This is a genomic window from Paraburkholderia sp. HP33-1 (assembly GCF_021390595.1).
GTDB lineage: Bacteria > Pseudomonadota > Gammaproteobacteria > Burkholderiales > Burkholderiaceae > Paraburkholderia.
Window position 1 is genome coordinate 2,289,029 of record NZ_JAJEJR010000001.1, and the last position, 24,147, is coordinate 2,313,175.

At 65.2% G+C, this 24,147-nt stretch carries 23 protein-coding genes and 1 tRNA gene; 10 read left to right on the forward strand and 14 right to left on the reverse strand.

Annotation, left to right across the window (positions count from 1 at the left end):
- Positions 1 to 128: 128 nt before the first annotated feature.
- From L0U81_RS10375 to L0U81_RS10400, 6 genes are all read right to left on the reverse strand, one after another.
- A tRNA-Val gene (locus tag L0U81_RS10375) sits at positions 129 to 205 on the reverse strand.
- Between the two features lie 108 nt (positions 206 to 313).
- Positions 314 to 2,557 carry a RelA/SpoT family protein gene (locus L0U81_RS10380; protein WP_233802331.1) on the reverse strand — a complete coding sequence of 748 codons (2,244 nt, stop codon included), beginning with the start codon at positions 2,555 to 2,557 and terminating at the stop codon, positions 314 to 316.
- 69 nt (positions 2,558 to 2,626) lie between these two features.
- Positions 2,627 to 2,980: a RidA family protein gene (locus tag L0U81_RS10385; RefSeq protein WP_233802333.1), complete on the reverse strand. Its 354-nt coding sequence runs from the start codon at positions 2,978 to 2,980 to the stop codon at positions 2,627 to 2,629.
- A 79-nt stretch (positions 2,981 to 3,059) separates the two neighbouring features.
- The gene (locus L0U81_RS10390) at positions 3,060 to 3,974 is read right to left on the reverse strand and encodes an alpha/beta fold hydrolase (protein WP_233802335.1); all 915 of its coding nucleotides are present in this window, start codon (positions 3,972 to 3,974) and stop codon (positions 3,060 to 3,062) included.
- Between the two features lie 222 nt (positions 3,975 to 4,196).
- Positions 4,197 to 4,838 carry a CoA transferase subunit B gene (locus tag L0U81_RS10395; protein ID WP_233802337.1) on the reverse strand — a complete coding sequence of 214 codons (642 nt, stop codon included), beginning with the start codon at positions 4,836 to 4,838 and terminating at the stop codon, positions 4,197 to 4,199.
- 2 nt (positions 4,839 to 4,840) lie between these two features.
- The gene (locus L0U81_RS10400) at positions 4,841 to 5,545 is read right to left on the reverse strand and encodes a CoA transferase subunit A (protein WP_233802339.1); all 705 of its coding nucleotides are present in this window, start codon (positions 5,543 to 5,545) and stop codon (positions 4,841 to 4,843) included.
- 219 nt (positions 5,546 to 5,764) lie between these two features.
- Between L0U81_RS10400 and L0U81_RS10405 the strand changes: the two genes are divergently transcribed.
- Complete coding sequence (locus tag L0U81_RS10405; RefSeq protein ID WP_233802341.1) at positions 5,765 to 6,310, forward strand: LuxR C-terminal-related transcriptional regulator; 546 nt, start codon at positions 5,765 to 5,767, stop codon at positions 6,308 to 6,310.
- 31 nt (positions 6,311 to 6,341) lie between these two features.
- Here L0U81_RS10405 and L0U81_RS10410 read toward each other — a convergent pair whose 3' ends face one another.
- On the reverse strand, positions 6,342 to 6,773 hold the full coding sequence (locus L0U81_RS10410) for an acyl-CoA thioesterase (RefSeq protein WP_233802343.1): 432 nt from the start codon (positions 6,771 to 6,773) through the stop codon (positions 6,342 to 6,344).
- Positions 6,774 to 6,829: 56 nt separating this feature from the next.
- Positions 6,830 to 7,606 carry an SDR family oxidoreductase gene (locus L0U81_RS10415; protein ID WP_233802345.1) on the reverse strand — a complete coding sequence of 259 codons (777 nt, stop codon included), beginning with the start codon at positions 7,604 to 7,606 and terminating at the stop codon, positions 6,830 to 6,832.
- Positions 7,607 to 7,794: 188 nt separating this feature from the next.
- Between L0U81_RS10415 and L0U81_RS10420 the strand changes: the two genes are divergently transcribed.
- Positions 7,795 to 9,468 (forward strand): electron transfer flavoprotein-ubiquinone oxidoreductase, encoded by a 1,674-nt coding sequence (locus tag L0U81_RS10420; protein ID WP_233802347.1) that lies wholly within the window; start codon positions 7,795 to 7,797, stop codon positions 9,466 to 9,468.
- A 70-nt stretch (positions 9,469 to 9,538) separates the two neighbouring features.
- On the opposite strand, the gene aroC is transcribed toward L0U81_RS10420, so the two are convergent.
- The 3 genes from aroC to L0U81_RS10435 form a co-directional block, all read right to left on the reverse strand.
- The gene (aroC, locus tag L0U81_RS10425) at positions 9,539 to 10,639 is read right to left on the reverse strand and encodes a chorismate synthase (RefSeq protein ID WP_233802349.1); all 1,101 of its coding nucleotides are present in this window, start codon (positions 10,637 to 10,639) and stop codon (positions 9,539 to 9,541) included.
- An 84-nt stretch (positions 10,640 to 10,723) separates the two neighbouring features.
- The gene (locus L0U81_RS10430) at positions 10,724 to 12,661 is read right to left on the reverse strand and encodes an MFS transporter (protein ID WP_233802351.1); all 1,938 of its coding nucleotides are present in this window, start codon (positions 12,659 to 12,661) and stop codon (positions 10,724 to 10,726) included.
- Between the two features lie 181 nt (positions 12,662 to 12,842).
- Positions 12,843 to 13,310, reverse strand: coding sequence for a CBS domain-containing protein (locus L0U81_RS10435; RefSeq protein ID WP_233802353.1), 468 nt, complete (start codon positions 13,308 to 13,310; stop codon positions 12,843 to 12,845).
- Positions 13,311 to 13,595: 285 nt separating this feature from the next.
- Here L0U81_RS10435 and L0U81_RS10440 point away from each other — a divergent pair, with 285 nt between their 5' ends.
- From L0U81_RS10440 to L0U81_RS10450, 3 genes are all read left to right on the forward strand, one after another.
- Positions 13,596 to 14,933 (forward strand): O-acetylhomoserine aminocarboxypropyltransferase, encoded by a 1,338-nt coding sequence (locus tag L0U81_RS10440; RefSeq protein WP_233802355.1) that lies wholly within the window; start codon positions 13,596 to 13,598, stop codon positions 14,931 to 14,933.
- A complete protein-coding gene (locus tag L0U81_RS10445) occupies positions 14,930 to 15,763 on the forward strand; it encodes an alpha/beta fold hydrolase (protein ID WP_233802357.1) in 834 nt (277 codons plus the stop codon). Before L0U81_RS10440 ends, L0U81_RS10445 begins: the two co-directional genes overlap by 4 nt.
- A gap of 73 nt (positions 15,764 to 15,836) precedes the next feature.
- Positions 15,837 to 16,157: a DUF962 domain-containing protein gene (locus tag L0U81_RS10450; RefSeq protein ID WP_233802359.1), complete on the forward strand. Its 321-nt coding sequence runs from the start codon at positions 15,837 to 15,839 to the stop codon at positions 16,155 to 16,157.
- A 33-nt stretch (positions 16,158 to 16,190) separates the two neighbouring features.
- Here the strand turns inward: L0U81_RS10450 and L0U81_RS10455 are convergent, their stop codons facing one another.
- Positions 16,191 to 17,504, reverse strand: coding sequence for a YihY family inner membrane protein (locus L0U81_RS10455; RefSeq protein WP_233802361.1), 1,314 nt, complete (start codon positions 17,502 to 17,504; stop codon positions 16,191 to 16,193).
- 142 nt (positions 17,505 to 17,646) lie between these two features.
- Here L0U81_RS10455 and wrbA point away from each other — a divergent pair, with 142 nt between their 5' ends.
- Genes wrbA through L0U81_RS10475 form a run of 4 tightly spaced genes read left to right on the forward strand, consistent with a single transcriptional unit; the run spans position 17,647 to position 21,082 of the window.
- Positions 17,647 to 18,249: an NAD(P)H:quinone oxidoreductase gene (gene wrbA / locus L0U81_RS10460; RefSeq protein ID WP_233802363.1), complete on the forward strand. Its 603-nt coding sequence runs from the start codon at positions 17,647 to 17,649 to the stop codon at positions 18,247 to 18,249.
- Between the two features lie 10 nt (positions 18,250 to 18,259).
- Positions 18,260 to 18,754: a DUF2069 domain-containing protein gene (locus L0U81_RS10465; RefSeq protein ID WP_233802365.1), complete on the forward strand. Its 495-nt coding sequence runs from the start codon at positions 18,260 to 18,262 to the stop codon at positions 18,752 to 18,754.
- Positions 18,755 to 18,804: 50 nt separating this feature from the next.
- Positions 18,805 to 20,223, forward strand: a complete 1,419-nt coding sequence (locus L0U81_RS10470) for an FAD-binding oxidoreductase (RefSeq protein ID WP_233802367.1) — start codon at positions 18,805 to 18,807, stop codon at positions 20,221 to 20,223.
- A 52-nt stretch (positions 20,224 to 20,275) separates the two neighbouring features.
- Positions 20,276 to 21,082: a metallophosphoesterase gene (locus tag L0U81_RS10475; RefSeq protein WP_233802369.1), complete on the forward strand. Its 807-nt coding sequence runs from the start codon at positions 20,276 to 20,278 to the stop codon at positions 21,080 to 21,082.
- 36 nt (positions 21,083 to 21,118) lie between these two features.
- Here the strand turns inward: L0U81_RS10475 and L0U81_RS10480 are convergent, their stop codons facing one another.
- Positions 21,119 to 21,271, reverse strand: a complete 153-nt coding sequence (locus L0U81_RS10480; RefSeq protein WP_233802371.1) for a hypothetical protein — start codon at positions 21,269 to 21,271, stop codon at positions 21,119 to 21,121.
- A 197-nt stretch (positions 21,272 to 21,468) separates the two neighbouring features.
- Positions 21,469 to 22,407 carry a LysR family transcriptional regulator gene (locus L0U81_RS10485; protein WP_233802373.1) on the reverse strand — a complete coding sequence of 313 codons (939 nt, stop codon included), beginning with the start codon at positions 22,405 to 22,407 and terminating at the stop codon, positions 21,469 to 21,471.
- 155 nt (positions 22,408 to 22,562) lie between these two features.
- Between L0U81_RS10485 and L0U81_RS10490 the strand changes: the two genes are divergently transcribed.
- Positions 22,563 to 24,146 (forward strand): efflux transporter outer membrane subunit, encoded by a 1,584-nt coding sequence (locus L0U81_RS10490; RefSeq protein WP_233802375.1) that lies wholly within the window; start codon positions 22,563 to 22,565, stop codon positions 24,144 to 24,146.
- The last annotated feature ends 1 nt before the right edge of the window (position 24,147 follow it).

Below are 24,147 nucleotides of genomic sequence, written 5' to 3' on the forward strand. Positions count from 1 at the left end.
TCGACTAGCGTCGTTCCGAATTGCTTCCGGTCAACGTTCGCGGTGTCATAACCGTATTCGCCTTTTTTGCGCTCAAAGCGCTTACTGCAGTTTGCGAAATTCCGGCGAAGCCAGAATTTCATTTTCGTTGGTAGGCTCGATTGGACTCGAACCAACGACCCCCACCATGTCAAGGTGGTGCTCTAACCAGCTGAGCTACGAGCCTGAAAAAAGGAGAGTATATGGGGTATGGCGCGACTTGGCAAGCACTTTTATGCGAAGGCTTTAATTTTCCGTCGCACCGCTGTCGGGCTTTTTCCCAACCGCCCGCACCTCAATTCTTGCGCGTCGCCCGCACCACACCCGTGATCTCGCCCAGCACCGTGCACGCGCGTTGAATCTGCGCGGAACTCGACACCTCGACGGTAAATTGCATGAACGCGGCATTACGGCGCGATTGCGTCTTCACGCCGATCACGTTCATCTTTTCCCGCGCGAACACTTCGGAGATGTCGCGCAGTAGACCCTGCCGGTCCGTCGCCTCGATGCTGAGGTCGACCGGGTAGACTGAGTGGCCGCGGCCACTCATCACGTCCGCCGACCACGCGGTCTGCAGCACCCGCTCCGGCGCCCGCTCGGCCATGCGGCGGAACGTCGCGCAGTCGCTGCGGTGCACCGACATGCCCTTGCCGCGCGTAACGAAGCCGCAGATATCGTCGGGCGGTGCGGGCCGGCAGCAGCGCGCGAGCTGCGTAAGCAACGCATCGACGCCGACCACCAGCACGCCAGTGGATGCACCGCGCGCGACGCTCGCGCCGCTGCTGCGCTTCTCGAATTTCTCCGGCGCATCGACCACGGGCTCGGGCGGCGGCGCATCTTGCAGCGCCTGCTCCACGAGCCTCAGACTGAACTCTTCCTTGCCGACGACGTTGAACAGGTCGTCGGTCGTCTTGAAGCCGAGCCGCGTGGCCAGCTGATCGAGATTGACCGAGGTCTTACCCTCGCGCTGCAGGGTTTTTTCGACCATCGCGCGACCGTTCGCGATGTGCTCCTGCGACTCGACCGCGTTGAACCACGCGCGCACCTTCTGCCGCGCGCGCGCGCTTTGCAGATAGCCCAGTTGCGGATTGAGCCAGTCGCGCGACGGACCGCCCTCCTTCACCGCCACGATCTCGACCGTCTGGCCGTTCTGCAATGGCGTGTTCAGCGGCACCATCGCGCCGTCGACGCGCGCGCCGCGGCAGCGATGCCCAAGCTCGCTGTGCAGGTGATACGCGAAGTCGATCGGCGTCGCGCCGTGCGGCAACGGAATCACGCGCGCCTGCGGCGTCAGCACGTAGATGTGATCGTCGTCGAGCGTGGCCTGGCGCAACTGCTCCCACGGCTGCGTCGCGCGCGCTTCGCCATGCTCGCCCTCGGACACCTCGTCCTTCCACGCTAGCAACTGCCGCAGCCACGCAATCTTCTCGTCATATTTCTCGTTCGCGCTGAACGTACCGCCGTAGCCGCGCGCGCCCGCTTCCTTGTAGCGCCAGTGCGCGGCCACGCCGTATTCGGCGAAGCGATGCATTTCCTGCGTGCGGATCTGCACTTCGAACGCGCGGCCGTCATCGCCGATCACGACCGTGTGAAGCGACTTGTAGCCGTTCGGCTTCGGCCGTGAGATGTAGTCGTCGAATTCCTTCGGCACCGGTTGCCACAGGTTGTGCACGATGCCGAGCACGGTGTAGCAGTCCTTGATGTCCGGCACGATCACGCGAAACGCGCGCACGTCGTACAGCTCGGCGAAGTCGAGCTCCTTGCCACGCATCTTGCGCCAGATGCTGTAGATATGCTTCGGCCGACCACTCACTTCCGCGCGGATATGCGCGGCGGCGAGCTCCTGTTGCAGACGCTCGATCGCCTGCGCGACATAGCTCTCGCGTTCGACGCGCTTCTCGTCGAGCAGCTTCGCGATGCGCTTGTAGGTGTCCGGCTCCTCGAAGCGGAACGCGAGGTCCTCGAGCTCCCACTTCAGTTGCCAGATGCCGAGGCGGTTCGCGAGCGGCGCGTAGATATCGAGCGTTTCGCGCGCGACATCGGGCGACGGCGTAATCTTCGCCGCCGCGTAATAGCGCAGTGTCTGCAGCCGCGACGCGAGCCGGATCAGCACGACGCGAATGTCCTGCGCGAACGCGAGCAGCATCTTGCGCAGCGCCTCGACCTGCGCGCGGCGCGCGGCCTGCGCATCGCGCCCGGCTTCGGGGATCGCGTTTTGCGCCGCGCGCAGACTGACCGTGCCGAGGCGCAGCAGCTTACGCACGTCACAGACCAGTTGCGCGACTTCTTCGCCGAAGTTCTCGGCGATCACGCGCTCCGGATCACTCAGATGCGGCGTCAGCGCAAACAGCGCCGCGGCCAGGACCGCCGGCGGATCGACGTTCAGCGTGCGCATGATAGACGCGGTGCCCGCCGCATGATCCGCGAGCAGTTCTCCCGACGACAGCCGCACCTCGCCCGCATGCTCGCGCACGAACGCCATCGCTTCGTCGAAGGAAGGATGGGGATGAGGCGCGTTCGTAACGGTTTCGGTGTTCATGGTGCGACGGCCCGCCGGGCCAGACGATTCAACGGAATTTCAACAACGGTGCTGCGTAACGACCTCGACTTAGCTCCGCTGCGCCGCGATCACGACGATTTCGACGAGGCACTTCGGGTTTGCGAGCCTGGCTTCGACGGTCGCCCGCGGCGGCGTGTTGCCCTGCGCGACCCACTCGTCCCACACCGCGTTCATGCCCGCGAAATGCGCCATGTCCGAGATGTAGATCTGCACCGTCAACAGCAGTGACTTGTCGCTGTTCGCTTCAGCCAGCAGACGGTCGATGTGGCCGAGCACTTCACGCGTCTGGCCGGTGATGTCCTGATCGTCGTCTTCGGCGATCTGGCCTGCGAGGTACACGGTGCCGTTGTGCACGGCCATTTCCGAGAGACGCTTGCCGACGTGGTAACGAATGACTGCCATGAAAAATCCTGAGCTGTTGGGTTGATTCAATTACATCCCGCATGACACTACCGCTGAAAATGTCATGCGGAACTCAACATTATGACGCGTTCGCGCCGGGCCCGATGAAGAACGCCCTCGCGAGTGCGATCTGGTCCGCCGCCAGAAACGCCGGCGCATGCCCGACGCCCGCGATTTCCACGCTCGATACCGCGCTTCCGATCGCCACCATCTTCGCGACCGTTTCACGCGACAGCAAATCCGACTGCTCGCCGCGCACCACGAGCACCGGCCCCTTGAACGACGCCAGCGAATGCCACAGCGCCGCCTCGCCGAGCTTCGCCGCTTCCTCGGTGACCGCGGCGAACGGCTGCGCAATGCGCGGGTCGTAGCGCAGCACCCAAGCGCCGCCCTCTTCGCGCAGCAACGGCGTATTGATATCGCGCCATTCGTCCGGTGTCAGCGGGCCGAAGCTCTGCGCGAGCTGCGCGGCGTAGTCGACACCTTCCTGCAGCGTATCGAAGCGCGCGGGCTTGCCGAGGTAATCGCCGATGCGCTCGACCGCGACCGGTTCCAGATGCGGCCCGACGTCGTTCAGCAGCAGCTTGCGGATCGGCGTGTCAGGCAGACCGGCGAGTCCCATGCCGATCAGCCCGCCCATCGAGGTGCCGAACCAGTCGACGGTGTCCACGTCGAGCCGCGCGATCAGCGTGACCATGTCGGCGACGTACTGCGGCACCGCGTATAAGTTGGGGTTCGCGAGCCACGACGACAAGCCCCGGCCGACCACGTCCGGACAGACCACGCGATAGGTATCGGCGAAGTCGGCGGCAAGGCGGTCGAAATCGCGCCCCGATCGCGTGAGCCCATGCACGCACAGCAACACGTGCGGATTGTCCGGGTCGCCCCATTCGGTATAGGCGACGCGATGCAAGCCAGCCGCGCTCGCGCACTGCACGTAACGTTGACGCGGCTCGGGCCGCCCGGCGGTGGAAGCGGAAGTCGTTGCGGTCATCTGAGGTCCTCGCGAAAGCGCTGCGGATGGGGCTCGGACGATTGTAAACCGCTTCGTCGCGCGGCAAGCATCGGCCAGAAGGCTTAGGAAGGTCGATCCAGCCGGCGTGCGCAAGCAGCGCCGCGCGCACAAACAGAACGGGCGAGACTCACGCCTCGCCCGTCCGAAAAACACCGTTGCCGCGCCGTCGCATCGACCGGCGCAGCCTCGTGGCAACCCGCGTCAGCTCACCGCGCTCACATCGAGCGGCGCGCCGGTTTTCGCCTTGATTTCGTCGACGCTCACGCCCGGCGCGAGCTCAGTTACCTTCAGGCCGTTCTGGGTCACCTCGATCACGCCGAGATCGGTGATGATCTCGTCGACCACACCCACGCCCGTCAGCGGCAGCGTGCATTCTTCAAGGATCTTGTGCTGGTCGCCCTTCGCCACGTGCTCCATCAGCACGACCACGCGCTTGACGCCCGCGACGAGGTCCATCGCGCCGCCCATGCCCTTGATCATCTTGCCCGGGATCATCCAGTTCGCGAGGTCGCCGTTCTTGCTGATCTGCATCGCGCCGAGAATCGCGAGATTGATGTGGCCGCCGCGAATCATGGCGAACGAATCCGCCGACGAGAAAATCGACGAACCCGGCAGCGTCGTCACCGTCTGCTTGCCGGCGTTGATCAGGTCGGCGTCGACTTCGTCTTCGGTCGGCGACGGGCCGATGCCGAGCAGGCCGTTCTCCGACTGCAGCCACACTTCGACGCCCGCCGGTACGTGGTTGGCGACCAGCGTCGGCAGTCCGATGCCGAGGTTCACGTAGAAGCCGTCCTGCAGTTCCTTCGCCGCGCGCGCGGCCATTTCGTCACGAGTCCATGCCATGATCAGTCTCCTTTCGCGCGGATGATGCGTTGTTCGATGCGTTTTTCCGGATGCGCATTCAGCACGATGCGCTGCACGAAGATGCCAGGCGTGTGGATCGCGTCCGGATCGAGCTCGCCCACTTCGACGATCTCTTCGACTTCCGCGACGGTGACGCGGCCCGCCATCGCGCACATCGGATTGAAGTTGCGCGCGGTGCGGCGATAGATCAGGTTGCCTGACTTGTCAGCCTTCCAGGCCTTGACGAGCGCGACGTCGGCGGTCAGCGAATGTTCGAGCACGTAGTGGCGGTCGCCGAACTGGCGAGTTTCCTTGCCCTCGGCGATCTGCGTGCCGTAGCCGGTGTTCGTGAAAAACGCGGGGATGCCCGAGCCACCCGCGCGCAGCTTCTCGGCGAGCGTGCCTTGCGGCGTGAATTCGAGCTCGAGTTCGCCGGCCAGGTACTGGCGCTCGAACTCCTTGTTCTCACCGACGTACGACGAGATCATCTTCCTGATCTGGCGCGTCTCGAGCAGCAGGCCAAGGCCGAAACCGTCGACGCCCGCATTGTTGCTGATGCAGGTGATGCCCTGCACCTTCGAATCGCGCAGCGCCGCGATCAGCGCCTCGGGAATGCCGCACAGCCCGAAGCCGCCGACGGCGAACGTCTGGCCGTCCTTGACGATGTCCTTCAGCGCCTCGGCGGCGCCTGGATAGACCTTGTTCATCAGTATGTCCCTTCCTCTATGGAAACCCGAAACCTGTACGCAGGCCGCCGGATCATTGCGGCTGATATCGCATCTGGCGAACTTGCCGTCGCCTCGCGATACCGCTGCGTCATTCTAGTCATCCGCGGCATGCGCCGCGTTGTCATCTGCCCGAAAGAGTACGCTGGGCCCGCCATACGGCACAATACGCAAAAATACATAAGTACTTGCCGCCCGCCCATGCCCGCCCTGGATTACCGCACCGCGTTTCACCTCGCGCCGATCGGACTCGTGCTGTCGCGCGAACGGATCATCGAAGACTGCAACGACCAGCTCGCGTCGATCTTCGGCTACGCGCGCGAGGCGCTGATTGGCCAGTCGTTCCAGGTGCTGTATCCATCGGCCGATGAGTTCGAGCGGATCGGCGCGCGCATTCCGCCGATCATGACCGCGCAAGGCAGCTACGCGGACGACCGCATCATGAAGCGCGCGAACGGCGAACTGTTCTGGTGTCATGTGACGGGCCGCGCGCAGCAGCGCACCGACCCGCACGCGGCGGGTGTCTGGACCTTCGAGGATCTGAGCGCGACGCGGCGCGTCGCGGTGGAGCTCACGCCGCGCGAGCGCGAAATCGCCGCGCAACTGGTGACCGGCAAGACCAGCAAGCAGATCGGCCGCGTGCTCGATATCAGCCCACGCACGGTCGACGTGTACCGCGCGCGGCTCATGCGCAAATACGATACGGGCAATGCCACCGAGTTGTTGCAGCGGCTGCTCGGGGATTGAGAGAGGGGGTTTGAAGGGGGCGGCGGCGCGCTCAGGCCGCCTTGATGAGCGGCGCCCGCTCGATGGTTGCACGCAGCACATCGGGCACCGGCACCGACTTGCCCGCCGCGTAGTCGATCCACACGCAGCGCGCTGCCCCTCGCGCATAGAGCGTATCCGGCTCATCCGCACGCAGAAGCTCGAAAGCCGTATCGAAGCTGCTGCGCCCCGGCGTCGCCACCGACATCCGGCCGATCACGTCGCCCGGATAGTGGAGCTGCTTCAGGAACTCCATCGACGCATTGACGATCACCGGCCCCTGCCCGTCCACGCGATGACCGGGAAAGTCGATGTGCTCGAACCACGAAATCCGCACCTGCTCCATGTAGCGGAAATAAACCGTGTTGTTCACATGACCGAACGCGTCCATGTCGCCCCAACGGATCGGCATCGTCATTTCGAAAACTGCGTGAAAATCGCCCATTCTGTACTTTCGTTATTCCTTTGCCGGCTGGATTCTTGAAGCCCTGGACGGCCCGCTCACGCGAGCCCGAAGCCGTCGTCCGCGGCGATCACCGAGCCGTTGATGAACTGCGATTCGTCCGCCGCGAGCAGCAGCAGGAGCCCATCGAGATCCTCCGGCTTGCCGACGCGATGACGCGGCAGCATCGCAATGAGTTTCTGCCCCTGATCGGTCGACCAGTGGTGATGGTTGATTTCGGTGTCGATATACCCCGGGCAGATCGCGTTCACGTTGATGCCGTGCTTGCCCCACTCGAGCGCCATCGCCTTCGTCATATGCACGACCGCGGCCTTGCTCATCGAATACAGGCCGATTTGCGGCAACACGCGCAAGCCCGCCATCGACGCGATATTGATGATCCGGTACGACGGCTTCTGCGCGTTGTTGCCGCGCATGATCATGCGCTTGGCGACTTCCTGCGCGACGAAAAACGCGCCGCGCGTGTTTGTGTCGAACACGTATTCGAAGTCCGCGGGCGTGACGTCGGACAGCTTCTGCGTGGTCGACACACCCGAGTTATTGACGAGGATATCGATCGTGCCAGCCTCAGTCTCCGCGTGCGCGACCGCCGACTTGATGCTCTGGTAGTCGGTCACGTCGAGCGACACGACGTGCGCGGCGCCGCCGGACGCCTCGATTTCCGCGCGCAGTTCCTTGAGCCGTTCGGTTCGTCGGCTCGCCAGCACGACCTTCGCGCCGGCCTGCGACAGCACCTGCGCGAAGCGCTTGCCCAACCCGCTCGAGGCGCCCGTAATCAGCGCGACCTTGCCTTCCAGATTGATCGAACGGCCCATTGTCTTTCCTTGTTCGGTTGTAATGACAACTGCGGTTGACGGGGTTCGGTAGGACCGTCACTCAGGGTCGATACCGTATCACGAAATAGTACGATCGTGCTAATCTGCGGGTTTTGGGTTGCGGTGCAAGAATCGATCGCCCACAATACGAACCCGAAAAAAGTATTCTAACGGTAAGAGGAGCATCGATGACCCCCGCAAGTCTCATTGAGCAGTACGGCCCACGCGAGTCGATGGAGTACGACGTCGTAATCGTCGGCGGCGGCCCGGCTGGCCTGTCGGCGGCGATTCGCCTGAAGCAGCGCGCTGCCGAACAAGGCGTCGAGCTTGGCGTGTGCGTACTCGAAAAAGGCTCTGAGATTGGGGCGCATATTCTGTCGGGCGCGGTGATGGATCCGCGCGCACTGACCGAACTGATCCCGGACTGGAAGGAAAAAGGCGCGCCGCTGACGGTCGACGTGACCGAAGACCGCTTCCTGTTCCTGTCGGAAACGGGCGCGAAGAGCGTGCCGAACTGGGCGCTGCCGGACAATTTCAAGAACCACGGCAACTATGTGATCAGCCTCGCGAACGTGACGCGCTGGCTGGGCCAGCAGGCCGAGGCGCTCGGCGTCGAGATTTTCCCGGGCTTTCCGGCGGCCGAGGTGCTGTACAACGACGACGGCTCGGTCAAGGGCGTCGCGACCGGCAACCTCGGCATCGGCAAGGACGGCGAACCGACCGAGAACTTCCAGCTCGGCATGGAACTTCACGCGAAGTACACGCTGTTCTGCGAAGGTGCGCGCGGTCACCTCGGCCGTCAGCTGAACGACCGGTTCAAGCTGCGCGACGGCGTCGATCCGCAGGTGTACGGCATCGGTATCAAGGAGCTGTGGGAGATCGATCCCGCCAGGCACAAGCCGGGGCTGGTGATGCACACGGCCGGCTGGCCGCTCGAAAACGACACCTACGGCGGCTCGTTCCTCTACCACATGGACAACAACCAGGTCGTGGTGGGCTTCGTGGTCGGCCTCGGCTATTCGAATCCGTATCTGTCGCCGTTCGAGGAATTCCAGCGCTACAAGACGCATCCGGCGATCCGAGCGATTCTCGAAGGAGGCAAGCGCGTGTCGTACGGCGCGCGCGCGATCACCGCGGGCGGCCTGATGTCGCTGCCGAAGCTGGTGTTCCCGGGCGGCGCGCTGGTCGGCGACGACGCGGGCTTCCTGAACGCATCGCGCATCAAAGGTTCGCACGCCGCGATCAAGACCGGCATGCTCGCGGCCGACGCCGCGTTCGACGCCGTGCAGGCCGGTCGTCAGGCAGACGAGCTGAGCGCTTACCCGGAAACCTTCAAGACGTCGTGGCTGTACACCGAACTGTATCGCGCGCGTAACTTCAAGCAGTGGATGAGCAAGGGGCTTTACCTCGGCACGCTGATGGTCGGTATCGAGCAGAAGCTGCTCGGCGGCAACGTGCCTTGGACGCTGCATCATCAGCACTCCGATCATGAGATGCTGAAGCCGGCTTCGCAGTGCAAGCCGATCACGTATCCGAAGCCGGACGGCAAGCTGACGTTCGATCGGCTGTCCTCGGTGTTCATCTCGAACACGAATCACGAGGAAAATCAGCCGGCGCACCTGACGTTGAAAGATCCGACCGTGCCGGTCAACGTGAACTGGCAGACCTATGCGGGACCGGAGTCACGTTATTGCCCGGCTGGCGTGTACGAGTTCGTGAAGAACGACGAAGGTAACGAGCGGCTCGTGATCAATGCGCAGAACTGCGTGCACTGCAAGACCTGCGACATCAAGGACCCGACGCAGAATATCGTGTGGGTCACGCCGGAAGGCGGTGGCGGTCCGAACTATCCGAATATGTGATTGGCCATGAAGGTCGCGTGCGCGATTGCGCACGCGATGCCACACGAGATTCGCGACTTGAGATGACGTGTTACGGCGCGCTCGCCGCGATCTTTGGCGTGCTCACGGCCACGTCTCCGCATTGCGCGCGATGGCGCAGCGCGTGATCAATCAGCACTAGCGCGAGCATCGACTCGGCGATCGGCGTCGCGCGAATACCGACGCACGGGTCGTGCCGCCCGAAGGTTTCGACGACCGCCGGCTGCCCCGCCTTGTCGATCGAACGGCGCGGCGTGCGAATGCTCGACGTCGGCTTGATCGCGATCGACACCGTGATGTCCTGCCCCGTCGAAATACCACCGAGCACGCCGCCCGCGTGATTGCCGACAAAACCCTCCGGCGTCAGCTCGTCGCCATGGACTGAGCCGCGTTGCGCGACGCTCGCGAAGCCCGCGCCGATCTCCACACCCTTCACCGCGTTGATGCCCATCATCGCGTGCGCGATGTCGGCGTCGAGGCGATCGAACAGCGGCTCGCCGAGGCCGACCGGCACACCGGATGCGACCACGTTGATGCGCGCGCCGATCGAATCGCCGTCCTTGCGCAGCGCGTCCATATACGCCTCGAGTTGCGGCACGATCTGCGCGTTCGGCACGAAGAACGGGTTTTCGCGCACCTGCGCCCAGTCGACGAACGGCACGTCGATCTCGCCGAGCGCGGCCATATAGCCGCGAATCTCAGTGCCGAACTTCTCGCGCAGCCACTTCTTCGCGACCGCCCCCGCCGCGACCGTCGGCGCCGTCAGCCGCGCCGACGACCGGCCGCCGCCACGGTAATCGCGAATGCCGTACTTCTGCCAGTAGGTGTAGTCGGCGTGGCCGGGGCGGAACGTCTCGGCAATGTTGCCGTAGTCCTTGCTGCGCTGATCGGTGTTGCGGATCAGCAGCGCGATCGGTGCGCCGGTGGTTTGACCTTCGAACACGCCCGACAGGATCTCGACCTTGTCCTCTTCCTGGCGCTGCGTCACGTGGCGCGACGTGCCCGGCTTGCGGCGATCGAGTTCGAACTGGATGTCGGCTTCGTTGAGCGCCAGGCCCGGCGGGCAGCCGTCGATCACGCAGCCGATAGCGGGGCCGTGCGATTCGCCGAAGGTCGTGACAGTGAAAAGCGTACCGAGCGTGTTGCCGGACATGAGCGTCGTCCAAAGAAATGCGGGGAGAACGCTATTATGCCAGCCCGCTCGCGTCGAAGCGGGGCCCGGCGACGGCGGTGGCCGCTATTTCCGCGCACCGCGCAGCTCGGTCACGAGCTGCTGTAGCTTCTCCGGCGTGGCCAGCGCCGGGTCGATCGGCTCGCCGACCGCGAGGCTCAGCCGGCTCATCACGCCTTTGCTGATCGGCCGCGGCCAGTGCGCATCGAGCGAGCGCGAGAACACGCTGCCCCACAGACCACGCAGCGCCATCGGAATGACCGGCGCAGGCGTGCGCTTGACGATCTCGCTCACACCGTGGCGAAATGGATTCAGCTCGCCGGTGCGCGTCAGCTTGCCTTCGGGAAAGATGCAGACGAGTTCGCCGTCGGCGAGCGCCTGCGCGCACAGATCGTACGCGCGCGTGAGCAGCGCCGGATCCTCATGCGAGGGCGAGATCGGAATCGCCTTCGCATGCCGGAACAGCCAACCGACGAACGGCGAGCGGAAAATCTGATGGTCCATTACGAAGCGGATCGGCCGCGGGCTTTCGGCCATGATGACGATCGCATCGACGAAACTGACGTGGTTGCACACGAGCACCGCCGCGCCCTCCTCCGGAATCCGCTCCGCATGCACGAGCCTGATCCGGTAGAACGTGTGCACGAGCAGCCACGCGATGAAGCGCAGCAGGAACTCAGGCACCAGTGAATAGATGTAGCCCGCAACGACCACGTTCAGCAAAGCGGTGACGAGGAAGATCGCCGGAATGCCGAAGCCCGCGGCGGTCATGCCCATCGCCATCAGCGCCGACACGATCATGAACAGCGAATTGAGGATATTGTTCGCGGCGATGATGCGCGCGCGATGACTCGGCTGACTCCGGCTCTGGATCAGCGCATAAAGCGGCACGCTGTAGAAGCCGCCGAACATCGCGAGCAGGAACAGATCGGCGAGCACGCGCCAATGCGCGAGCCGCGCGAGAAACTCGCCGACACTGAGCAGGTGCCCCGCCGGCGGCAGCGCGTGGCTCGCGAAAAAAAGATCGATCGCGAACACGCTCATACCGATCGATCCAAGCGGCACGAGGCCGACTTCGATGCGCCGCTTCGAGAGCCGTTCGCACAGCAGCGAGCCGATGCCGATGCCGATCGAAAACGTGGCGAGCAGCACGGTCACGACGTCGGGATCGCCGGACAGCACGTCCTTGGCGAAATTGAAGAACGATGCAAGGAAGGTCGCGCCGACGAACCACAGCCACGAAATGCCGAGCAGGCTCAGAAACACCGTGCGGTTTTCGTGCGCGAGCTTGAGATTGCGCCACGTTTCGCTTACTGGATTCCAGTTGATGCGCAACTCCGGCTGGGGCGCGGGCGTAGCCGGCACGAAGCCCGACACCGCGCGCCCTATCAGCGCGAACGATATACACGCGCAAGCCAGCACCACCGCCCCATGCTCGGCGAACCCCGCGCCCGCGCCGCCGACGATCGTGCCGACCAGGATCGCGACGAAGGTGCCCATCTCGACCATGCCGTTACCGCCGACCAGCTCCGCCTTCGACAGATGCTGCGGCAGATACGAGTACTTGACCGGCCCGAACACGGTCGAATGCACGCCCATCAGGAACGTGCACAGATACAGCAATGGCGCGCTATGCAGCCAGAACCCGGCGCCGCCGACCAGCATCACCGCAATCTCGAAAGTCTTGACGAGACGCGTGAGCAACGCCTTGTCGTACTTGTCGGCGATCTGGCCGGAAGTGGCCGAAAACAGCACGAACGGCAGAATGAAAATCGCGGAGATCAGGAACGCCGCGGTTTTCGGATCGACGCCTGAAAAGCGCGCCGCCTGATACGTGACGAGCGACGTGAAGCCGATCTTGAACACGTTGTCGTTCATCGCGCCGAGAAACTGCGTCCAGAAGAACGGCGCGAAACGGCGCTGGCCGAGCAGGCTGAACTGGGATTCATGCGCTTCATGCGCGCGAGCGGCGCGGCGGGCGCGAGGCAACGGACGATCGTTCATGAAGTCGGGAGAACGGCGCGGAAAAACGACAACGAAGCCGCCGGGGTGGCGGGCACGCGGACCGGTGCGCCAAGTCCAGACACCGGGCCGGACACAAAAAAGGCGCCCGCTTGCGCGCGCGCCCTGTCGGCGGATTCACGCTCGCAGCAACGGCCGGAGCGCGACGTTCGAGCCACGCGCATCAATGCGCCGGCTGCTGGCCCTGTCCTTCCTGCTCTTCCGGCCAGTCGCGGATATAGGCTTTCAGCATGCGGTTCTCGAAGCTCTGCTCCTCGACCACCGCCTTCGCGACGTCGTAAAACGAGATGACGCCCATCAGCGTACGGCTTTCCATGACGGGCAGATAGCGCACGTGATGCTCGAGCATCATGCGGCGCACTTCGTTGACGTCGGTCTCGGGCGTGCAGGTGAGCGGATGGTCGTCCATCACCTTGCGGATCGTCGAGGTGCCGACGCTGCCGCCGTTCTCCTTCAACGTCAGAATAATTTCGCGAAACGTCAGCATGCCGACGAGGTCGCCGTATTCCATCACGACCAGCGAACCGATGTCGTGCTCGGCCATCGTATTGACGGCGTCATGCAGCGTGGTATCCGGCGTGACCGTAAAAAGGGTGTTGCCCTTGACTTTAAGAATGTCGCTGACGCGCATGATCTATCTCCTGATACCGCCAATCTTGCAATGCATTAAGTGTTTTACCGATCCTAGCGGAAAGGCCCATAAAAGGAAAGCGGGCCGCCGGCCAAGGCCCAGCGGCCTTTCGCGATCTCGAATTCGTCTGACTTCGGCATTTCTAGCACGCCCCGCTCACGGCTCACGCCGGACAAACCCGCGGTTCAACCCGCGGGAAAACCGCGCTTGAAGCGGCGCGCGCCAATGATAGGATGGCCGCCCACCCTGATCTTTCGCGAGGCCGCTCGCGGCCCGCCGCTCACGATGTCCGCCAACCGTTTCGATACGCTTGCGCTGCACGCCGGCGCTGCCCCCGACCCCGCCACCGGCGCGCGCGCGACGCCGATCTACCAGACCACGTCGTTCTCGTTCCGCGACTCGGATCACGCCGCCGCGCTGTTCAACATGGAGCGCGCCGGCCACGTCTACTCGCGCATCTCGAATCCGACCGTCGCCGTGTTCGAGGAGCGCGTCGCCGCGCTCGAAAACGGCGCCGGCGCGATCGGCACGGCGAGCGGCCAGGCCGCACTGCATCTGGCGATCGCGACGCTGATGGGCGCGGGCTCGCACATCGTCGCGTCGAGCGCGCTGTACGGCGGATCGCACAATCTGCTGCATTACACGCTGCGCCGCTTCGGCATCGAGACGACCTTCGTGAAGCCCGGCGACCTCGACGCGTGGCGGGCCGCGCTGCGCCCCAACACGCGCCTGCTCTTCGGCGAAACGCTCGGCAATCCGGGCCTCGACGTGCTCGACATCGCCGCGCTTGCCCAGATCGCGCATGCGCACCGCGTGCCGTTGCTGGTCGACTCGACCTTCACGACGCCCTACCTGCTGCACCCCTTCGAGCACGGCGCCGACTTCGTCTACCACTCGGCGACCAAGTTTCTCGGCGGCCACGGCACGACGATCGGCGGCGTGCTGGTCGACGGCGGCACGTTCGACTTCGAGGCTTCCGGCCGCTTTCCCGAATTCACCGAGCCGTACGAGGGCTTTCACGGCATGGTGTTCGCCGAGGAAAGCACGGTCGCGCCGTTCCTGCTGCGCGCGCGCCGCGAAGGCTTGCGCGACTTCGGCGCGTGCCTGCATCCGCAGGCCGCGTGGCAGCTGCTGCAAGGTATCGAGACGCTGCCGCTGCGCATGGAGCGACACGTCGCCAATACGAGACGCGTAGTCGAGTTTCTCGCCGGTCATGCGGCGGTCGAGTCCGTCGCCTACCCCGAGTTGCCGACCCATCCGGACCACGCGCTCGCGAGGCGGCTGCTGCCGCGCGGCGCCGGCGCGGTGTTCAGCTTCAACCTGCGCGGCGACCGCGCGGCCGGGCGTGCCTTCATCGAAACGCTGACGCTCTTCTCGCACCTCGCGAACGTCGGCGACGCGCGCTCACTGGTGATCCACCCGGCGTCGACGACGCACTTTCGCATGGACGCCGCCGCGCTCGCCGCGGCCGGTATCACGGAAGGCACGATCCGTCTGTCGATTGGTCTCGAAGATCCGGACGACCTCATCGACGATCTCAAGCGCGCGCTGAAGGTCGCGCAAAAAGCCGTGTCTACCGCCCCCGCCGCCACGAACGCCCCCGCCCGCCCGGAGTCCGCATGATCGTCACCGTTCAAGGCAAGCCGGCCTACGCCTACACCGGCGGCAAACCCTTCGACGCGCGTCTGCCGACCGCCGTATTCATCCACGGCGCCGAGCACGATCACAGCGTGTGGGCGCTGCAAAGCCGCTACTTCGCGCATCACGGCTTCGGCGTGCTGGCGGTCGATCTGCCGGGCCACCGCCGCAGCGCCGGCCCCGCGCTCGCCAGCATCGCCGCGATGGCCGACTGGCTCGCCGCGCTGCTCGACGCCGTGGGCGTCGCGCGCACGTTCGTCGCCGGTCACAGCATGGGCTCGCTGATCGCGCTCGACTTCGCCGGCCGCTATCCACAGCGCGCGACGCACCTGGCACTGCTCGCGACCGCGCTGCCGATGACCGTCTCCGACGCCTTGCTGGACGCCGCGCTCAATCGCGAGCCCGAAGCGATCGACATGGTCAACCAGTGGTCGCATTCGACGCTTGCCGCGAAGCCTTCGTGCCCCGGCCCCGGCTTCTGGCTGCACGGCATGAACCAGCGCCTGATGGAACATGTATCCGCCAGCGGCGAACCGCATCTGTTCCACACCGACTTCACCGCCTGCAACACCTATGCGGACGGCCTCGCGCGCGCGGCCCAGGTGTGCTGCGCGACGCGCCTGATCGTCGGCCGGCGCGATGCGATGACGCCGCCCCGTGCGGCTAAAGCGCTGGCCGATGCGCTCGCGCAGGCGGGCGTTCCGGTCGACACGGTCACACTCGAGGCGGGCCACGCGCTGATGACCGAGCAACCCGACGCGACACTCGATGCGCTGTTCAGCTTCGCATCGCAGGCGCCGCGTGAAGCGCGCTGAATGGCCAGGTTGCGTCGGGCTGGGGATCGCCGGACAATGAATGAAGCCTGTTTTTCAGCCTCCGGAGGCCGTCATGGCTCATACAGCACACACCGATCACTTCGCGAATTTCGCGGAGTTTTATCCGTACTATCTGAGTGAGCATCGCAACATCGCGTCGCGGCGGCTGCATTTCATCGGCTCGCTCGGCGTGATCGGCTGCCTCGCGATGGCGCTCGCCACCGGCGACTGGCTGTGGTTGCCGGCAGCCGTGATCTGCGGCTACGGCTTCGCGTGGGTCGGCCATTTCTTCTTCGAAAAGAACAAGCCGGCCACCTTCCGTCATCCGCTTTACAGCCTGATGGGCGACTGGGTGATGTTCAAGGACATCTGCGTGGGGAAGATTTCGTTGTAGTTTTGCCGGGCGGCTCGAAGCCGAGCCGCCTCATCATGCCGCCTGGTGCGGCATCGAAGCCGCCGCGGGCTCGCCGTCTGCGGGTCGCGCCGCCCTTGCCGCCGCGCGCGACGCGAGCAACGCGGCGAGCGTCACCTTCAGCTTGTCGTTGTCGAGAGCGGCGAGCAGCATGCCGCCGTCCACGCGCGTGGAGTCGAGTTCGAGCTGATACGTGAGCTCCGCGCGATCGATCACGAACAGGTCGTACAGCCGCTGCACGCTCACCTGCGCCGGGTTCGCGAGCAGCACGAAGTGCGGGCCGGCCTGGTTCTCCTCCAGCCGCGCGATCCACTCGATCTCTTCGAGCCGCTGCAGCAGCATCTGCGTCGTATCCATGTCGCGACGAAGCAGGCGCGCGAGCTCGGGCATCGTGTAGCCGCGCCTGCCGGCCTCGCGCGCTTCGCACAGCCGCGCGAGCAGTTCGAGCGAATCGAACAGATTGCTGCCATAGAACACCGGGCGATGGAACTGGCCGATGCGAATCGCCGGCAACGCCGACGCGATCATCGCGCCGGTCAACGTAATGAACCAGCACAGGTACATCCACAGCAGGAACAGCGGCACGGCGGCAAACGCGCCGTACACCGCCGTATATGTCGGAATCCGGCGCACGTAGTAGCCGAAGCCGCGCTTGGCGAGCTCGAACGCGACTGCGGCGATCACGCCGCCGACCACCGCGTCGCGCCATGCGACACGGCAGTTCGGCAGATAAACGTAAAGAATCGTGAACGCGAGCACGGTAAACGGCAGCGTGGCGCTGGCGAGCGCCCATTCGATCAGCGGCGTGATGCGCTGCGCGGCGCTAAACGACATCGATTGCGTGAACAGATACGACGAGATCGACAGGCTCACGCCGATCAGGATCGGACCGAGCGTGATGATGGCCCAGTAGACGAGGATGCGCTGCGCGACGGGCCGCGCCTTGCGCACGCGCCAGATCACGTTGAACGCGGACTCGACGGTCATCATCGTCATCACCGCGGTGACGAACAGCACGATCATGCCGATCGTGGTCAGCCCCTTGGCCTTCGACGCGAACTGGTTCAGATACCTGAAGATCTGATCGTTCAGCTGCGCGGGCATCAGGTGCTCGGCGAGAAAAAACTGCAGCGACGCCTGGAACGAACTGAAGATCGGAAACGCGGTGAACAGCGCAAATGCGACCGTGGCGAGCGGCACGAGCGCGAGCATTGCCGTAAACGTCAAGCTGCCCGCGACCTGCGGAATCCTGTCCTCACCGATGCGTTGCGCGGCGAATTGCGCGAGCCGTTTGAGCGTGTCGAGATCGAAACGCACCCTAACCAACAAACCTGCCTCCTTGCTTGCTGAATCACCAGACCGGGACCGCGGAAACCCCGCGCAACATGTGGCCGAACCACCTGGCCGAACGGCCATGAGTGGCCTGTGCAACGGACCGAACCCCTATAATACCCGTTCACTGATGAGGCCTATGAAAGACATTCTCGTGCTTTATTACAGCCGTCACGGCGCCACGCGCGAGCTCGCGCTGGCGATCGCGCACGGCGTCGACAGCGTCCCCGGCATGCAGGCGCGCGTGCGCACCGTGCCGGCGGTTTCCACGGTCTGCGAGGCGAGCGAACCGGACATCCCCGCCGGAGGACCGCCGTACGTCGAACTGCGCGACCTCGAAGAATGCGCGGGCCTCGCGCTCGGCTCACCCACCCGCTTCGGCAACATGGCGGCCGCGCTCAAATACTTTCTCGACGGCACCACGCCGCAGTGGCTGTCCGGCGCCTTGTCGGGCAAGCCGGCGTGCGTGTTCACCTCGACCGGCAGCCTGCACGGCGGCCAGGAATCCACGCTGCTGTCGATGATGCTGCCGCTGCTCCATCACGGCATGCTGATCGTCGGCATTCCGTACACCGAGAGCACGCTGTCCACCACGCAAACCGGCGGCACGCCATACGGCGCGTCGCATTTCGCGCGCGCGGGCACGGCCGGCCACGGCATCTCCGCCGAAGAGCGGACGCTTGCGATTGCGCTGGGTGCACGCGTCGCACGCACGGCGGCGTCGATGTCCGAAAGGCCGTGAGCGCAAAGCCGTGAACGAACCGGATCGGCCACCGACCGAACGCGACGCCGCAAGCCTGGCGAAGCACGCGAGCGCATCAGCCTTCGCCACCGTCGCGCCCGTGCACCCCAAAACCACCGCCGCGCTCGTCGCCGCTTTCACGCTGGTCGCAATGATCGTGCTTGCCGTCGCATGGGAATGGTGGCTCGCGCCGTTGCGGCCCGGCGGCTCGCTGCTCGTGCTGAAGGCCTTGCCGCTGCTCTCCGCGTTGCCGGGCGTCTGGCGACGCCGGCTTTATACGATGCAATGGGCGTCGATGCTGATCCTGCTGTATTTTGCCGAAGGCGTCGTACGCGGCTGGAGCGATCATGGTTTGAGCGCGCGGCTCGGCTGGTTGCAGGCGGCGCTTGCCGTGATCTTCTTTGCCTGTACGCTCGCGTATGTCGGCCCGTTCAAGCGCGCGGCCAGACTGGCCGCAAAGCAGGCCGCAAAACAGACCTCCAGCGAACTACCTCCGCCCGCCTGACGCCCACGCCTGAACACGCTGCCCGCTCTTAACACCGTCAACTACCCGTCATGACCCACTCCGCTTTCCTCGCCGCCTGCCGTGACGCTATCGGCGCGGCCCACGTACTGACCGATCCGCACGACACCGCGCCTTATCTGACCGACTGGCGCCGCCGCTACACCGGCGCTGCCTGCGCGGTGCTGTGCCCAGCCACGTCCGCCGAAGCCGCCGCGCTCGTCAAGCTCGCGGTCGAGCACTGCGTCGCGCTGGTGCCCCAGGGCGGCAACACCGGTCTCGCGGGCGGCGCGACGCCCGACGCGAGCGGCACGCAGGCGGTCATCAGCCTGCGCCGCCTGAATCGCGTACGCGACATCGATCCGCACAACAACACGATCACCGTCGAAGCCGGCGTGATCCTCGCCGACGTGCAGAAGCACGCCGAAGCGGCCGGCCGCCTGTTTCCGTTGAGCCTCGCCGCCGAAGGCAGCTGCACGATCGGCGGCAATCTGTCGACCAACGCAGGCGGCACCGGCGTCTTGCGCTACGGCAATACGCGCGAGCTATGCCTAGGCCTCGAAGTGGTGACGCCGCAAGGCGAACTGTGGGACGGCCTGCGCGGGCTGCGCAAGGACAACACCGGCTACGATCTGCGCGACCTGTTCATCGGCGCGGAAGGCACGCTCGGCCTGATCACCGCGGCGGTGCTGAAGCTGCATCCGCAGCCGGCCGCGCGCGTCACCGCGCTCGCCGCGCTCGCGTCGCCGCATGCGGCGCTCGATTTTCTGGCGCTCACGCAACGCGTCGCCGGGCCGCTGCTGACCGGCTTCGAACTGATGTCGGATTTTTGCCTGCGCCTCGTCGGCCGGCATTTCGAGCAGATGCGCTACCCGTTCGCCGAGCCGCATGCGCAGATCGTGCTGCTCGAACTGTCGGACAGCGAAAACGAACAGCACGCGCGCACGCTGTTCGAGGGGCTGATGGAAACCGCGCTCGAACAGGGTCTCGTGGAAGACGCCGTGGTCGCGGAAAACCTCGCGCAGTCGCGCGCGTTCTGGAATCTGCGCGAGCACATTCCGCTCGCGCAGGCCGAGGAAGGGCTGAACATCAAGCACGACGTCGCGGTACCGATCTCACGCATCGGCCACTTCATCGAGACGACCGACGCCGCGATCGCGCAAGCCGCGCCGGGCGCGCGCATGGTCACGTTCGGGCATCTCGGCGACGGCAATCTGCACTACAACGTGCAGGCGCCCGAGGGCGTCGATGCGAAGGCGTTTCTGCGGGAGTACCAGAGCCCGATCAACCGGATCGTCTACGACAGCGTGGACGCGCATCGCGGCAGCATCAGCGCGGAACACGGGCTCGGCCAGCTGAAGATCGACGAAGCCGCGCACTACAAGCAGGACGTCGAACTGCGGATGATGCGCGCGATCAAGCAGGCGCTCGATCCGCTGAACCTGATGAATCCGGGCAAGGTGCTACGCTAAGGTATGAAGCCTGCGCGGCCTGCCGCGAAGGCGTTTCTCAGGAGTTGCGTCCGTGAAGATTCGCGTGCTGTCCGATCTGCATCTGGAAAACGATGAGCCTGAGCTGATCCCGCACGCGCAGGCGGATCTGGTCGTGCTGGCCGGCGACATCCACAATCATGCGGCCGGCCCGCGCTGGGCCGCGCAGGCGTTCGACGACACGGTGCCGGTCGTCTACGTGCCGGGCAATCACGAGTACTACGACGGAGAGTTCGGCGCGCTGGAGAGCGCGATGCTGGACGCGGCCGCGCAGGTCGACAACGTGCACGTGCTGAACAACGCCACGCTCGTCGATCCCCAAGGCCGCTGGCGCGTGCTCGGCACGACGTTGTGGACCGATTTCGCGCTGTACGGCGCGACGCCCGAAGCAATCGAGGCATCGATCGACGCCGCGCGCCGGGTCATGCTCGATTACCGCGGGCTGATCCAGATGACCTGGCCGCACGACCCGCACGACGCCGCGCGCGACTTCACGCCCGCCGATTCGCTCGCGCTGCACCGGCATGCGCGCGCGTGGCTCGAAAGTGAGCTTGCCAGGCCGTTCGACGGCCACACGATCGTTGTCACCCATCACGCGCCGCATCGGCTGAGTCTGGCCGGGCGCTTTGCCGAGGACCGCGTGTCGGCGGGCTTCGTCAGCCATCTGCCGGAACTCGTGCGCGCGCCTGTCGCGTTGTGGATTCATGGCCACACGCATACTTCGTTCGACTATGTGGTGAACGGCACGCGCGTCGTATGCAATCCGCGCGGCTATTTCGACCGGCGCACGGGCCGGTGGGAAAATCCGCTGTTTGCGTGGGATAAGGTTGTCGAGATCTAGCGGGCCGGCTGCTTCAGATCAACCCGCTGCCGCTGCTCAGCGCTCGCGCCGCGCCGAATCCTTTGACTCGACCTTGACCGGCACGAGTTGCGGCTGCTGTTCGCGCAAGCGGCGCAGCAGGTCGCGCGACGCGGCGAGCCCGATCAGTCCAAACATGACGGCCATGCCGATCATCAGGTGCGTATCCATGGATGTGTCGTCCTTCAGGGGTTGCGATGTGCCGAACGGCGGCGAATCCAGCGCGCCCGGCCAGAGCGGCGGCGCATGAACGACACGTTAGCAAATCGACTGCGCGCGAGAAGTAAAGAAATGTTGCGACGCGGCGCGTGTGTAACAGGCTGTCACGCCACGCGCCGACCGAACGTCAACGCATGGCAAGCACGCGCTCACGTCCGCGCGAACTGCCGCAACTCCTCCTGATCCGCCGCCAGCGTGGACGGCAACTCGTCGCGCAGGAATTCGACCCACGTGCGGATCTTCGCATCCAGATACTGCCGCGACGGATACAGCGCATACAGATTCATCTGCTGCGACGTGTACTCGGGCAGCAGCCACACCAGTTCGCCGCTACGCAAACCGCTGATCGCCGAATAAATCGGAATCAGCGCCACGCCCATACCCTGGGAGACGGCCACGGCCATCGCCTCGGCGACGTTCACCTTGAAGGTCGCCGGGCCGAGCGGGACGGTTTCCTCGCCGCGCGGGCCTTCGAAAGTCCATTTATCCGGCGGATACACCGGCGTGACCATCTGCAGGCAGGTGTGCTGCGCGAGGTCCGCGGGCGTTTGCGGCACGCCGTGCCGCTCCAGGTATGCCGGCGACGCGCACGCAATGCTGAACGCGCTGCCGATGCGCTGCGACACGAGCCCCGAATCCGACAGGCCGGTCGCAAGCGTCAGCGACACGTCGAAGCCTTCGTCGAGCAGATCGGGCATGCGCTGCGCGAGCGTCAGTTCGATCTGTACGTCCGGGTAGCGCTCCTGATATCGGCCCACGGCCGGCACCACATAGTGCTGGCCGAAGCTCGTCATCGCGTGGACCTTGAGCTTGCCGGACGGACGCGCGTGCGCGTCGCTCGCCTCGGCCTCCGCCTGATCCACGTACGCGAGTATCTGCTCGCAGCGCTGCAGATAGCGCTCGCCCGCCTCGGTCAACGCGATGCGGCGTGTGGTCCGGTTCAGGAGCCGGGTGCGCAGATGCGCTTCCAGATCGGAAACCGCGCGCGACGCGTAGGCCGTCGTCGTATTCAGATGCTGCGCGGCGCCCGTGAAGCTGCCTGCTTCGACGACGCGGACGAAAACGCGCATGTTTTGAAGCGTGTCCATACCTATCCCTAGAAATCGGCAGCGATTGTTACATGATCAGCAATGGCAATTATCTCATGTATCGCAAAAATGCCTTACATCTTTACCAGTTATTCCCCAATCGATCGAAAAATATAATTGCGCACAAGCTTCTATAGTCAAATTTGGAGGAAATCGTGCAGTCTCCGGTACCCAAAGGGATCGCCGCAGCCGCGGTTCTTACGATCCTATTAACAATCGCCGGATGCGCAAGTACCGGAGGCGTCGCACCGCAAACGCGGACGATCAATCCTTCGTCGCTCGACGCGGGCAACGCGATCCGCGCCGCCAACGCCGATGCCCAGTGGCCCGTCGCCGACTGGTGGCGCGCCTATGACGATCCGCAGCTGAACCAGTGGATCGCGGACGCCCAGGCCAACAACCCGAGTCTCGCTGTTGCGCAGGCGCGCGTGCGCGAGGCGGCGTCGATGGCCGGCGTCGCGCGCGCGGCGCTCGCGCCGCAAGTCAACGGCAGCCTGTCGATCCAGCGCCAGCAGTGGGCCGACAACCTGTACTACGGTCCGGGGCCGCTCGCGGGCGAGCAGTCGTGGAACAACACCGGCACGCTCGCCCTCGCCTATCACCTCGACTTCTGGGGCAAGGACAAGAACGCCGCCGAGCGCGCGCTCGACCTCGCGCACGCGAGCGCCGCCGACGCGCGCGCCGCGCAGCTCGAACTGCAGGCGAACGTCGTACGCACCTATATCGAGATGTCGCTGAACTACGCGTTGCTCGACATCGCGAAGGCCACGCTGCAGCAACAGCAGCAGATCGTCGACCTCGCGAACAGGCGCCTGAAGGGCGGCATCGGCACGCAGCTCGAAGTGAGCCAGGCCGAAACGCCGCTGCCCGAGTACGAGCGCCAGATCGACGCAATCGAGGAGAAGATCGCGCTCGGCCGCAACCAGTTGGCCGCGCTCGCGGGCAAGGGTCCGGGCGCCGGCGACGCGATCCGGCGCCCGGCGCTGTCGCTCGCCGCGCCCGCCGGTCTGCCGGCCGCGCTGCCCGCCGATCTGATCGGCCACCGCCCGGACGTGGTCGCGGCACGCTGGACGGTCGCCGCGCAGGCGCGCGGCATCGACGTGGCGAAGGCCGGGTTCTATCCGGACATCAACCTGCTCGCCTCGATCGGCGGCTATGCGGCGATGGGGCCGCTGTTCCAGTTCCTGAAGAGCGAGTCGCATAGCTGGAGCGTGGGTCCGGCCCTGACGCTGCCGATCTTCGACGGCGGCCGGCTGCGCTCGCAACTCGGGGCGGCGTCGGCGGGCTACGACGAAGCGGTCGAGCGCTACAACCAGTCGATCGTGGGTGCGCTGAAGGACATCTCCGACCAGGTGATCCGCATCCGTTCACTGACCACCCAGGCCGACGACGCCGACCGCTCGGTCGCCGCCGCGCGCAAGAACTTCGAGCTGTCGCGCGAAGGCTACCGGCGCGGTTTGACCGACTATCTGAACGTGCTGGTCGCGCAAAACCAGCTGCTGCGCGCGCAGGAAGGCGTCGCGAAGGTGCAGGCGGAGCGTCTCGGCGCGCATGCGTCGCTGATGACGGCGCTCGGCGGCGGCCTCGATGATCCGGCCAACGGTCCGCAAGACAGCGAAACGTTGCCGGCGCATGGCAAGGGCAGGAACGGTGCGGCGAAAGCGGAGGCGAACGCGAACCCAAGCCCCCTCGCCGCGATCACCGCCTCGCGCGGTCCGAACGCACCCAAGGCCGAGTGAG